The 11171-nt window shown below is 64.2% G+C and carries 9 protein-coding genes; 1 reads left to right on the top strand and 8 read right to left on the bottom strand.

The window, feature by feature from the left end:
• Window positions 1–435: 435 nt before the first annotated feature.
• The 7 genes from GL286_RS21555 to GL286_RS21525 form a co-directional block, all read right to left on the bottom strand.
• Window positions 436–1668: a cation:proton antiporter gene (locus GL286_RS21555; protein ID WP_155097627.1), complete on the bottom strand. Its 1233-nt coding sequence runs from the start codon at window positions 1666–1668 to the stop codon at window positions 436–438.
• 321 nt (window positions 1669–1989) lie between these two features.
• A complete protein-coding gene (locus GL286_RS21550; RefSeq protein WP_155097626.1) occupies window positions 1990–2943 on the bottom strand; it encodes a tripartite tricarboxylate transporter substrate-binding protein in 954 nt (317 codons plus the stop codon).
• Window positions 2944–3056: 113 nt separating this feature from the next.
• The gene (gene eno, locus GL286_RS21545; RefSeq protein WP_155097625.1) at window positions 3057–4334 is read right to left on the bottom strand and encodes a phosphopyruvate hydratase; all 1278 of its coding nucleotides are present in this window, start codon (window positions 4332–4334) and stop codon (window positions 3057–3059) included.
• Between the two features lie 9 nt (window positions 4335–4343).
• A complete protein-coding gene (gene pyk, locus GL286_RS21540; RefSeq protein WP_211596475.1) occupies window positions 4344–5792 on the bottom strand; it encodes a pyruvate kinase in 1449 nt (482 codons plus the stop codon).
• Entirely contained in the window at window positions 5789–7051 is a 1263-nt protein-coding gene (locus GL286_RS21535; protein ID WP_155097624.1) for a glycerate kinase type-2 family protein, read from the bottom strand. The genes pyk and GL286_RS21535 overlap by 4 nt, the downstream gene beginning before the upstream one ends.
• A gap of 11 nt (window positions 7052–7062) precedes the next feature.
• The gene (locus GL286_RS21530; RefSeq protein WP_155097623.1) at window positions 7063–8187 is read right to left on the bottom strand and encodes a tartrate dehydrogenase; all 1125 of its coding nucleotides are present in this window, start codon (window positions 8185–8187) and stop codon (window positions 7063–7065) included.
• A 23-nt stretch (window positions 8188–8210) separates the two neighbouring features.
• Window positions 8211–9512, bottom strand: coding sequence for an MFS transporter (locus GL286_RS21525; protein WP_155097622.1), 1302 nt, complete (start codon window positions 9510–9512; stop codon window positions 8211–8213).
• A gap of 121 nt (window positions 9513–9633) precedes the next feature.
• Between GL286_RS21525 and GL286_RS21520 the strand changes: the two genes are divergently transcribed.
• On the top strand, window positions 9634–10551 hold the full coding sequence (locus GL286_RS21520) for a LysR substrate-binding domain-containing protein (RefSeq protein WP_155097621.1): 918 nt from the start codon (window positions 9634–9636) through the stop codon (window positions 10549–10551).
• 168 nt (window positions 10552–10719) lie between these two features.
• Here GL286_RS21520 and GL286_RS22740 read toward each other — a convergent pair whose 3' ends face one another.
• On the bottom strand, window positions 10720–10968 hold the full coding sequence (locus GL286_RS22740) for a DUF1214 domain-containing protein (RefSeq protein WP_246185062.1): 249 nt from the start codon (window positions 10966–10968) through the stop codon (window positions 10720–10722).
• Between the last annotated feature and the right edge of the window lie 203 nt (window positions 10969–11171).

Below are 11171 nucleotides of genomic sequence, written 5' to 3'. Positions count from 1 at the left end.
GACAGCGAGAGCCCGAAGCTCAGCGGCTACTGGTGCGTCGTGGCGCAGAGCCGCTGCGATGCGCGCCGGACCCGTCGACGCAAGCTGGTCCGCGATTCCAGAATCCGCGACCGGGTCGAGCGCTGCCTGCGTGCCGACTGGACGCCCGAGCAGATCACCGGGCGCATGCGCTATGAACGCGCCCCCCCCCCCGCAAATGCCTCGGTTTCCGCACCCCCGCCGAGGTCTTCAAGGCCAACCTGCTCGGACGTGGCCACCGGCGCGCCAAACTTTCCCGCCAACCAAAGTCGCATCTGGGCTAGCGCGTCCACCCCTTGGACAGCGCGCCGTGCGAAGCAAAGTCCACGGCTATCCGCACAGACATCAGAGCTGACGGCACAAGATTTTAGGCCAGCATCCCATCGGATCGTGGCGGCTTTTCCATCCCGATCCGCGCTACTTCAGCCATCGCGCAAGCAGCCCGATCGAAAGCCCCTGCACGATGATCGAGAACACGACGACGAAATAGGTTGCGGCAAGAATGGTCGGCTTCCATTCGCTATCTGGCAGCGACAGCGCCAAAGCGACCGAAATGCCGCCTTTTAACCCACCCCATGTCATGATCGGAATGACGTCGCGCTTCTGTGGCTCCCATGACCGCAAAAGGAGGACCGGAGCCGCCACCCCAACCAGTCGTGCCAAGAGCGACAACCCGATTGCCAACACGCCCGCACGGATCATGTCCAGATCAAGCGCGAGGGCAAAGACCTCGACGCCGATCAACAGGAACAGCACGGCATTCAACATTTCGTCGATGATCTCCCAGAACTTGTCGAGATACTCCTGAGTAATCGCGCCCATTCCGAATTTCTTGCCGACATCGCCAATGAAAAGGCCTGCGATGACAGCCATGATCGGCCCCGATACGCCGATCGCCACCGCCAGTTCATAGCCCCCCAATGCCAGCCCAAGCGAGATCAGCACCTCCAGCGCATAATCGTCAATGTGGCGGATCAGCTGGAATGTCAGCCAGCCCAGCACCCCTCCCAAAGCTGCTCCACCGACCGCCTCGCGCAGGAACAGGGTCGCGACAGACTGCCAGCCTTCGGCGTGATGCTCACCTTGCAGCGGAAAGGCCAAGCCGACCAGCAACAGGAATACCACGTAGCCAACCCCGTCGTTGAATAGGCTCTCGCCTGCGATCTGGATCTCCAGCGACTTGCGCAGTTTCGCCTCGCGCAGCACGCCAAGTACCGCGACCGGATCGGTGGGCGAGATCAGCGCCCCGAAAACCATCGCCACGACAAGCGGAAATCCGGTAATCCACGCGAAGCCGATACCCGCAACGGCGGTCGAGACCAGCACTCCAACAAGCGTGATCACCGCGACCGGCAGCGCCTGTTCGCGTAGCAAATCCGCCCGCACATGCAGCGCACCCGCAAACAGGAGCAGCCCCAGCATCCAGTCAAGCAAGGCCGTCGAGAACTCGATATCCAGAACCACCGCGCGCACCGCATCGGCGATCCCGATGCCGGGTGCCAGCCAGTCCAACACCATCGCCATGGTCGATGCCGCCAATGCCACGACAAGGATGCCAATCGACGGGGGCAATCGAAGAAAGAAATAGTTGACCGAGCCGAACACCCCGGCCAGCACCACGAGCAGCGAAGTAATTTGCAGGATGGTCATAAGTTGCCCCTCGGGTCTTTAGCCGAAGCTTGAGCGCACCCGCCCAAAATAACAATCTTCAAGTCGAACGGGGCCGCCACATCGCGATCGCCACACGACGCCAGCGATGGTTTCGAAAGCTAGAGCAACCGTTGCGCATTCCGGCGACTGGGGGCGGTGCGGCTGGGGGAGGTCTGCTGTTGATCTCTTGAACACCACCCTCGGCATGGCCGTCTTATGTTCCAGACCAAGCGCCAATGGGCCACCATCGCGACAGCCCAATTCAGGTTGGCTCGATGACCGGTTTGAGACGGGCATATGCCGAAAGCTGCACGCGCCAGTTCAATCGGTTTTGAGTAGCCCGCTCCAGCGCTCGATCTCGGCTTGGAAATGCATGTCCATCGCTTCGGGCGTGGCGAGTTTGGCTGCGACGGGTTCTGTGCCGAGGGCGGCGAAGCGCTCGATCAATGCCGGATCGGTCAGGGCCTTTTGCAGCGATGCCGATAGCTTTTGGCGGATCGGTTCGGGCGTGCCTTTAGGGGCCCAGACGGCGTGCCAGGCGCTGATATCGACGTTAGCCCCACTCTCACTAAGGGTTGGCAGCTCGGGCAGAAGTGCGATGCGCTTTTGCGTCGTGACCGCAAAGGGCTTGATCGAGCCCGAGGCGATCTGATTGGCGGTGTTGGTGGTTTGATCGCACATCAAGTCGATCTGGCCACCGAGAAGGTCGTTCATCGCGGGACCGGTGCCCTTATAGGGAACGACGTTCAATTCGACCCCGGTCGTATCGACAAGCAGGCGGCCACAAAGATCGGAGACGGCACCTACGCCCGCCGTGCCGAAGGAAGCGCCCTTGCCTTCGCCCCTCAGCCAGGTGAGCAGGCCGCCGATATCCGAAGCCGGCAGATCCTTGCGCCCGACCAGCGTCATCGGGACCTCGGTCACGAGGCCCACCGAAGTGAACTCGGAGGGATCATAGGGCAGGTCGGGATAAAGCGAGGAGAAGGTCGCGACCCCGATATGATAGAGCAGCAGGGTGTAGCCGTCGGGGTCGGCCTTGGCGACCTGACCCGCGCCCAGCGAGCCGCCAGCCCCACCGGCATTCTCGATCATGACCTGCTGGCCCAGATCCTTGCTCATGGCTTCGCCCAAAAGGCGTGCGACCGTGTCGCTTGGCCCGCCGGCGGCAGCCGGGACGAGGATGGTGATGTTGCGCGACGGATAGTCCTCGGCCGCGAGCGGGGTCGCGAACAGAAGCGCTGTCACAGCCAAAGTCGAAGTTAGAATTCTCTGCATATCTTCCTCCCAAAAGAACGCGTGATGCCGCACCTCAGCGGCGTTAGTTGATGTATTTCCTCCCAAGGCAGTCTGGGGACGGGGCAACCCAAAGGCTGCCTCGTCCCATGTCATCACCCGCGCAGGACGGATTTCCCGGCATATTCGGCCGAAGCGCCCAGCATTTCCTCGATGCGGATCAGCTGGTTGTATTTCGCAAGGCGGTCCGAACGCGCCAGCGAGCCGGTCTTGATCTGGCCGCAATTGGTTGCGACAGCCAGATCCGCGATGGTGGCGTCCTCGGTCTCGCCCGAGCGGTGCGACATGACCGAGGTATAGCCCGCGCGGTCGGCCATGCGGACGGCGTCCAGCGTCTCGGTCAGGGTGCCGATCTGGTTCACTTTGACCAGCAGCGAGTTGCCGCAGCCCTGCTCGATGCCCTCGGCCAGACGGTCGGGATTGGTCACGAACAGGTCGTCGCCGACCAGCTGCACGCGGTCGCCCAGCGTGTCGGTCAGCAGTTTCCAGCCTTCCCAGTCATCCTCGGCGCAACCGTCTTCGATCGACAGGATCGGGTAGTCGTTGCACAGCGCCTCAAGATAGGCGACGTTTTCGGCCGAGGTCAGCGACTTTCCCTCGCCCTTCATCTCGTATTTGCCGTTCTTGAAATACTCGGTCGAGGCGCAGTCCAGCGCCAGCATGATGTCCTCGCCGGGGACATAACCGGCCTTCTCGATGGCCTTCGGGATGAAGTCCAGCGCATCGCGGGCCGAGGACAGGTTCGGGGCAAAGCCGCCCTCGTCACCAATCCCGGTCGAAAGACCTGCCGCCGACAGTTCTTTCTTCAGCGTGTGGAAGATTTCCGAACCCATGCGCACCGCTTCACGGATGCTCGATGCCGAGACCGGCATGATCATGAATTCCTGGATGTCGATCGGGTTGTCGGCATGCTCGCCGCCATTGATGATGTTCATCATCGGGACCGGCAGGACACGGGCATTGGTGCCGCCGACATAGCGGAACAGCGGCTGCGAGGTCGCCTCGGCAGCGGCTTTCGCCACGGCCAGCGAGACGCCAAGGATCGCATTCGCGCCCAGACGGGATTTGTTCGGGGTGCCGTCCAGCTCGATCATCAGGCGGTCGATGCCGATCTGGTCGGTGACGTCTTCGCCGATCAGGTTCTCGGCGATCTCGCCATTGACGGCGGCGACGGCTTCAAGGACGCCCTTGCCCATGTAGCGCGACTTGTCGCCATCGCGCTTCTCGACGGCCTCATGCGCGCCGGTCGAGGCGCCCGAGGGCACGGCGGCGCGGCCCATGGTGCCGTCCTCCAGCGTGACATCGACCTCGACGGTCGGGTTGCCGCGGCTGTCCAGGATCTCGCGCGCGAAAATGTCGATGATGGCGGTCATGAGATTTCCTTACGCGCTGCCAAGCTGGGTGACGCGGATGCTGTTGGTGGTGCCGGGCACGCCGAAGGGGAAGCCGCAGACCACGATGATGCTTTGCGCGACATGGCCGATGCCGAGGCCCAGCACCGCCTCTTCGGCGATGATCGGCACGGTGTCGTGATCGGCGATCTCGGCCGCGAGCCTCGAGCGGATGCCCCAGACCAGCGCCATGCGTCGCGCGACATCGGGGCTGGCGGTCAGCAACACGGTCGATCGCGCCGCGCGGCGCGAGGCGATGCGGCGTCCCGAGGCTCCGGTCGAGGAAAAGGCCACGATGGCTGGCGCCGAGATGGCCTGGGCGAGGTCCACCGCCGCTCCTGCGATGGCGCGGTTCGGGGTGTCGGCCTGCGGCGCGCTGGCTTCAAGCGAGGCGGCGTAGAAGGGATGGGTCTCGGTGCGGCGGATGATGCGGTCCATCATCGCGACCGCCTCGACCGGGAACTGGCCCGAGGCGGTCTCGGCCGAAAGCATCACCGCGTCGGCGCCGTCATGGATGGCATTGGCGACATCCGAGGCCTCGGCCCGGGTCGGCGTGGGTGTCGAGATCATCGATTCCAGCATCTGCGTCGCCACGATCACCGGCCGGTCCTGCTGTCGGCAGAGGCGGATGATCTCTTTCTGGCGACCGGGGACCTCTTCGGGCGGGATCTCGACACCGAGATCGCCACGCGCGATCATCACCCCGTCGGCCTCGGCGACGATGCGTGAGAGATCCAGCAGCGCCGAGGGTTTCTCGATCTTGGCGATGAGGCCGGCGCGGCCTTGGATGAGATCCTTGACGAGGGTGAGATCCTCGGCGCGCTGGACGAAGGAGAGGGCGATCCAGTCGACGCCGAGCGAGAGGCCGAATTCCAGATCGGCGCGGTCCTTCTCGGTCAGCGCGGGCAGTGCAACGACGGTGTCGGGCAGGTTCACCCCCTTGCGGTCCTGCAGCTTGCCGCACGCCACGACGCGGGTGGTGATGCAGTCGGCGTCATGCGCAGTCACCTCCAGCCGGATGCGGCCGTCATCGACCAGCAGCGCATGGCCGGGGCGGATCGCGGCGAAGATCTCGGGATGAGGCAGAGGGACATCATCCTCCGAGCGGGGCGCGCCAAGGCGCAGGGTCAGGCTTTGGCCCGGCTGCAGCTCACGCGGGCCACCCGGCACCTGACCGATGCGGATCTTGGGGCCCTGCAGGTCCTGCAGGATGCCGATGGGCTGGCCGAACTCGGCCTCGAGCGCGCGGATGCGGTCATGCGCTGCGCGGTGGTCGTCATGGCTGCCATGGCTAAAATTCAGCCGGAAGGTATCGACCCCGGCCAAAAACAACTGGCGCAGCATTTCGGGCGAGCGGCTGGCTGGACCGACCGTCGCCACGATCTTGGCGCGACGGTCGCGCAGCAGCGGAGAGGTAGTCACGCGTTTATCGATGATCATGGGATGTATATCGCCCGGAAGTCGTTGACATTGGTGAGGGTGGGACCGGTGCGGACCAGATCTCCGATCCGGTCGAACAGGCTGTAGCTGTCATGGCCGCGCAGGATCGCAGGCGGGTCGAGGCCCTCGGCGCGGGCGCGGATCAGCGTGTCGGGGCCGATGATCGCGCCTGCGGCATCCTCGGTCCCGTCGATGCCATCGGTGTCGCAGGCCAAGGCGTGGATGCCGGTCTGTCCGTCAAGTGCCAGCGACATGGAAAGCAGGAACTCGGTGTTGCGCCCGCCTCGGCCCGGCTTGGCGTCGCCGATGGTGACCGTGGTCTCGCCGCCCGAAAGCAGCACGGCAGGTCCCGCGACGGGATGGCCATGTAGCGCAGCGCTGCGGGAGATTCCGGCCATGATCTGTCCGGCGGCACTGGCCTCGCCCTCGATCGCGTCGCCGAGGATGAGGGGCTTGACCCCAACCGTGCGGGCGAGTTCGGCCGCAGCCTCCAGCGCCATCTGCGGGGTCGAAATCAGTCTGTAATCGGCTGCGAATTCGGGGATCGGGTCCGGGGTGGCCAGCAGTAGGCGCCTTGCGGCGGCAGGCAAGTCTGGGCCAAGTTGGTTCACGATTTCGGAAAGATCGCCTCCCGCATCTGGATCATGCACCGTCGGGCCCGAGGCGATAGCCAGCGGATCGTCCTCCGGCACGTCCGAGATGGCAAGCGTCACCATCCGCGCCGGGGCGGCGGCCAGCGCGAGCCGGCCCCCTTTGACCGAGGACAGCCTGCGTCGCACGCGGTTCATCACCGAGATCGGCGCGCCCGAGGCCAGCAGCAGGCGATTGACCTGCATCTTCTCGTCCAGCGTCAGACCCGGGGCAGGCGCGGTCATCAGCGCCGAGCCGCCCCCCGAGATCAGCGCCAGCACCAGATCATCCGGGCCAAGGCCGCTGACCGCCTGCAGGATGCGGCGCGCAGCCATGGCGCCATTCGCGTCGGGAACAGGATGCGCGGCCTCGATCACCTCGATGCGGCGGGTCGGCACGGCATGGCCGTAGCGGGTCACGACGACACCGGTAAGATTTACCTCGGGCCAGGCCTCTTCGACCGCGCGGGCCATGGCGGCAGCGGACTTCCCGGCCCCCACGACCACGACGCGACCACGGGGCAGTTCGGGAAGGTGACGCGCGACCGTCTTCGCCGGATCGGCGCTGTCCACCGCCGCAGCAAAAAGCTGCAGCAGCAGGTCACGGGCAGAGGGGTTCAAATCGCGCATCACCCTATGCCTCAGCCGATCGCGGCGACGCTGCGGCGCGCGGTCTCGACCGCCTGCTGCGTCACGTCATTCGCGCCCCGGATCGCGGCGCAGACCGCGTCGGCCACCTGTTGCGTATTGGCCGAGCCGCCGACATCGGGGGTCAGCACGCCCTGCGCGCAAACCTGCTCGACCGCCGTCATCAGGCGCTTCGCGGCGTCAGCCTCGCCCAGATGCTCCAGCATCTGCGCGGCGGTCCAGAAGGTCGCAACCGGATTGGCGATGCCCATGCCGGTGATATCGAAGGCCGAGCCGTGGATCGGTTCGAACATCGAGGGGAAGCGGCGCTCGGGATCGATATTGCCCGTCGGCGCGACTCCGAGCGAACCCGCCAGCGCGCCGGCGAGATCCGACAGGATATCGGCATGCAGGTTGGTCGCGACGATGGTGTCGAGGCTTTGCGGATGCTTGACCATGCGCACGGTCATGGCATCGACCAGCATCTTGTCCCAGGTCACGTCCGGGAACTCCTTCGAGACCTCGGCGGCGATCTCGTCCCACATCACCATGCCGTGGCGCTGCGCGTTGGATTTGGTCACCACCGTCAGCAGTTTGCGCGGCCGGGATTGGGCCAGTTTGAAGGCATAGCGCATGATCCGGGTGACGCCGACGCGGGTGAAGATCGCGACCTCGGTCCCGACCTCTTCGGGCAGGCCCTTATGGGCGCGGCCACCATGGCCGGAATACTCGCCCTCGGAGTTTTCGCGCACGATCACCCAGTCGAGATCGCCGGTGCCGACATTGGCGAGGGGCGATTTGATGCCCGGCAGGATCTTCGTCGGGCGGACATTGGCATATTGGTCGAAGCCCTGGCAGATCGGCAGGCGCAGTCCCCAGAGGGTGATGTGATCGGGCACGTCGGGCGCGCCCACGGCACCGAAGAAGATGGCGTCGAACGCCTTGAGCTGCTCGGGGCCGTCCTCGGGCATCAGCGCGCCGGTCTTCTTATAGCGATCCGAGCCCCAGTCGAAGCTGGTCACGTCGAGGCGGAAGCCACCGTCGCGTTCGGAAAGCGCGTTCAGCACCTGCAGCCCGGCATCGATCACTTCGGGGCCGATACCGTCGGCGGGAATGGCGGCGATCTTGTAGGTTTTCATGGGATGATGTCCTTGGTTTGGATTCAATGGGTGGCGGCGAGGGCGGCGGTTTGACGACGCGCGACACCGGCGATGATCAGGGTGACGACGGCCGAGAGGATCAGCAGCGCAGCGACGAAATAGAGACCCCATTCGAAGCTGCCGGTGCTTTGCTTGATCAGGCCGATGGCATAGGGGCCGACAAAGCCACCCAGATTGCCTAGCGAGTTGATCGTGGCGATGCCGGTCGCTGCGGCCGAGCCCGAGAGGAACATGGTCGGCATGCTCCAGAGCGGCGGCTTGGCGGCGCTGACCCCGGCATTGACCACAACCAGCGCCAGGACGACGGCCACCAGAGAGACGGCGAAGCCCGCGAAGAACAGGCCGATACCGGCGGCGGTGCAGGCCAGGGCGACATGCCATGTGCGCTCGCCGCTGCGGTCGGAATGGCGCGACCAAGTATACATGGCGATGACGGCGAAGATCGGCGGAATGGCGTTCACGAAACCGGTCTGGACCGAGGTCAGGCCAAGCCCGTGCAGCATTTGCGGAGCCCAGATCCCCAGCGTGTAAAGCCCGGCCGAGGTTCCGAAATAGACCAGAGACAGCGCCAGCACGCGCGGATCGGTCAGGCCTTTCAGGATCGAATGGCTGGCGCCGGCCTGTTCCTTGGCGGCGCGTTCGGCATTCATCGTGCTCGACAGCCAGTTACGTTCTTCGGCAGTCAGCCATTTCGCCTTTTCTGGGCGGTCGGTCATGTAGAACAGGACGACCACGCCCAGAAGCAATGCGGGGATGGCCTCAAGCACGAACATCCATTGCCAGCCGTGCCAGCCCATGAGTCCGTCCATTTCCAGCAGCATGCCCGAGATCGGCGAGCCAAGCGCGACCGAAATCGGGGCCGCCGCCATGAACAGCGCCGTCACCTGGGCACGCGAACTGGCAGGGAACCAGTAGCTCAGATACAGGATGATGCCCGGAAAGAACCCGGCCTCGGCGGCGCCCAGCAGGAAGCGCAGGACGTAGAAGCTGGTTGGACCCTGCACGAAGGCCATCGCCCCCGAGATCAGCCCCCAGGTCACCATGACCCGCGCGATCCAGATCCGCGCGCCGAAGCGTTCCAGCGCAAGGTTCGAGGGCACTTCGCACAGGAAATAGCCGATGAAGAACAGCCCCGCCCCGAAGCCGAAGATCGCGGGGTTGAGGCCGACATCCTCGTTCATGTGGATGGCGGCGAAGCCCACATTCACGCGATCCAGAAACGCGATGAAATAGAGCAGCATGATGAAGGGAATGATGCGCCATGAGATCTTTCTCATGACGCGCTTTTCGAGCGCGTTGCTCATGCGGTCCTCCCGAATATGAAAGCGCTCCTCCGCGCCTTGGGATCAAAATACCGGGGTCGGGCCGCTTTCCTCAATCGTTTAAGAAATATATACTGAAACGATATAATGAACGAGGAAGCGGATGGACCTAAGGCAATTGCGCTGCGCCGTCGCGGTGGCGGATGAAATGCATTTTGGCCGCGCCGCAGCGCGGTTGGAAATGCTACCCGCCGCCTTGGGCCGGGCCGTGCGACAGCTGGAGGACAGCTTAGGCGTGCAGATATTCGAGCGCACCACCCGATCTGTCGTTATCACCCCCGAAGGTCTGAAGCTGATCCGCGAAGCGCGGGTCTTGCTCGAGCAGGTCGATTCAGCCGAGCAGCGATGGCGCAAGATGGGTCGCAAAGGCAGGCAGGTCCTGCGCCTCGGTGCGATCGACACCGCGGCAAGCGGCTTGATTCCCGGCCTGCTTTCGGCGGTGCATGCCGCCCATCCTGATCTGAAGATCCAGCTTGTCGAGGAACGCTCTGCCAAGCTGATCCCGCGCCTCTTGGCGGGAAATCTGGATCTGGCGCTGGTCCGGCCGGGATTGATGCCGTTCCACCGCCGTCTGCGCGGGCATTTCCTGCTGCATGAAAGCTCGGTCGTTCTACTGCCGACCGGCCACCCGCTGACCCGCCTTCAGGAGGTCAATGTCACTGACTTACAGGACGTGCCCCTGATCGTGCCCGACCGCCGCTCGCGTCCCCACAGCCACGATTCCGTGCTGGCTCTGTTCGAAGGCGAGAATATCGAGCCAACCATCATCCAGAACGCCGATGAAAAACTGACCATGATGAACATGGTCGCAGCGGGCATCGGGGCTGCAATTATCCCGCGCTGGTGGTCCGCACTCGCGCCGCCCGGCGTGCAGGTCTGCGAATTGGCCGCGAGCCAAGGCGGCGCTCGGGCCAGGTTACCGCTGCATGTCGTCTGGCCGCGCGACGTTCGCGATCCGACACGCGATGCCGTTGTTGAGATATTGCTGGCGATCATCGACAGCTATGCTGCTCGCGCTTGAAGCTTAGCTGCAGCCCGCAAAGAACGGATCCCGCCGGCTTGCACGGATTTCGCTGCATTCGCGCTGAATGTCGGCAGATGTGAATGCCGTCGCGCTGCTAGGTCGAAGCGCCTAGCAGCGGCAAAGGGTCGTGGACACCTTCAATAATTCCTCACGGATCATCGACGCTCAATCACCGGCTTCGAGTTTCGGTGTCTGCCACGTACCGTCGAGTGCCGCCGACATTGGCCAATACAACCTCATTGCCATGAAGAAGGGCCCTTCGGGCGCTGGCAGCAAGTTCGATCTATCGAAGGGCGCGGTGTGCTGAATCAGAAGCGTCACTCCCCCGTCCGCGTCGGTCTTGAGGCTCGGCAGCATCGGCGAATTGATCAGGTAGCGGTCAATGGGATTGGCGTAGAGCAGACTCTGCGGCATCTCGTAAAGCGTCAGCGACCAAAATGCGTTGACGGGAGGCAGCTGTCCGGGAGGCAAGCGCGAGATATGGGCGAAGGTTGGTGACGCCTGCTCAGGCGGGGGCTTGAAGTTGGCGGAGACCGTCTCGGAACTCGACCCCTTGGATGATTTCGGGCAGGCGGTTCTGGCCATCGAGTTTGCGCCATTTCCCCTGTGCTGACATC

This window comes from Paracoccus aestuariivivens, from assembly GCF_009711225.1.
Taxonomy (GTDB): Bacteria; Pseudomonadota; Alphaproteobacteria; order Rhodobacterales; family Rhodobacteraceae; genus Paracoccus; species Paracoccus aestuariivivens.
This window is presented reverse-complemented; position numbering and strand designations above follow the sequence as displayed.

Bases quoted from the DNA above. Each gene is read 5' to 3' on its own strand.
- GL286_RS21555 (WP_155097627.1), bottom strand. From the start codon at position 1,668: ATGACCATCCTGCAAATTACTTCGCTGCTCGTGGTGCTGGCCGGGGTG.
- GL286_RS21550 (WP_155097626.1), bottom strand. From the start codon at position 2,943: ATGCAGAGAATTCTAACTTCGACTTTGGCTGTGACAGCGCTTCTGTTC.
- eno (WP_155097625.1), bottom strand. From the start codon at position 4,334: ATGACCGCCATCATCGACATTTTCGCGCGCGAGATCCTGGACAGCCGC.
- pyk (WP_211596475.1), bottom strand. From the start codon at position 5,792: ATGATCATCGATAAACGCGTGACTACCTCTCCGCTGCTGCGCGACCGT.
- GL286_RS21535 (WP_155097624.1), bottom strand. From the start codon at position 7,051: ATGCGCGATTTGAACCCCTCTGCCCGTGACCTGCTGCTGCAGCTTTTT.
- GL286_RS21530 (WP_155097623.1), bottom strand. From the start codon at position 8,187: ATGAAAACCTACAAGATCGCCGCCATTCCCGCCGACGGTATCGGCCCC.
- GL286_RS21525 (WP_155097622.1), bottom strand. From the start codon at position 9,512: ATGAGCAACGCGCTCGAAAAGCGCGTCATGAGAAAGATCTCATGGCGC.
- GL286_RS21520 (WP_155097621.1), top strand. From the start codon at position 9,634: ATGGACCTAAGGCAATTGCGCTGCGCCGTCGCGGTGGCGGATGAAATG.
- GL286_RS22740 (WP_246185062.1), bottom strand. From the start codon at position 10,968: ATGCCGCAGAGTCTGCTCTACGCCAATCCCATTGACCGCTACCTGATC.